This window comes from Mycobacterium sp. E735 (assembly GCF_001666955.1).
Lineage (GTDB): Bacteria > Actinomycetota > Actinomycetes > Mycobacteriales > Mycobacteriaceae > Mycobacterium.
Genome location: NZ_LZIX01000240.1, coordinates 1 through 698 on the forward strand (window position 1 = coordinate 1; position 698 = coordinate 698).

1 protein-coding gene and 1 riboswitch are annotated in these 698 nt (G+C 74.5%); the gene reads right to left on the minus strand.

The window, feature by feature from the left end; all coding sequences use genetic code 11:
- Nucleotides 1-612 (minus strand): transglycosylase family protein (locus A5704_RS19390; protein ID WP_067890543.1); only part of this gene is annotated, 612 nt, incomplete at its 3' end.
- A 12-nt stretch (nucleotides 613-624) separates the two neighbouring features.
- Nucleotides 625-698: riboswitch (cyclic di-AMP (ydaO/yuaA leader) on the minus strand. This riboswitch is flagged as partial in the annotation.

The following is a 698-nucleotide window of genomic DNA, read 5'->3' on the forward strand; positions in this document are numbered from 1 at the left end:
CACGGCGTCGGCCGGGGGTGCCGGCGGTACGGCGTCTGCCGGGGGCGCCGGGGCAGGCGGCGGCCGGGGGCGCCGGCGGCAAGGCGTCGGCCGCAGCTCTGGCTGGTCGAAACCGGTCAGCTGCACCGGCGGCGGGGGCGGCGGGGGCGCGTCGGCGGGCGGGGGAGCCAGGGGCGCCGGCTGGCCGTTGATTCCGGGCGCATCAAGCGGAGCGTCCAGGCCGGCCGGCGCGGGAACCTCGCGCGGGGACGGGCCGGACAGCGGGCCACCGCACACGGGCCAGGCACCGCGGCCCTGGGTGGCCAGCACGCGCTCGGCGACGGCGATCTGCTGCTCTTTGGTGGCCAGTTCGGCCGACGGCGCGTACTGGCCACCGCCGTGCGAAGCCCAAGTGCTCGAGCTGAACTGCACGCCACCGTGGTAGCCGTTGCCGGTATTGATCGCCCAGTTGCCGCCGGATTCGCACCGGGCTACCTGGTCCCACTCGCCGTCGGTGGCAGCGGCCGCCTGGCCGGCCAGGGCGATGCTGCCGCCACCGAGGACCGCGCCGGTGACGGCGATCTTGGCGACGCTGATGTTTGACGTGCTGGGCTTACGGTGACGTCCACTCATAGGCCGTGAAAAATCCTCTCTCGTCACGCGCCTGCGAGGTCAGCTGTCGGGTTCGGGTTGGAGAGGCCACCCGGCCGTCGTCGTGT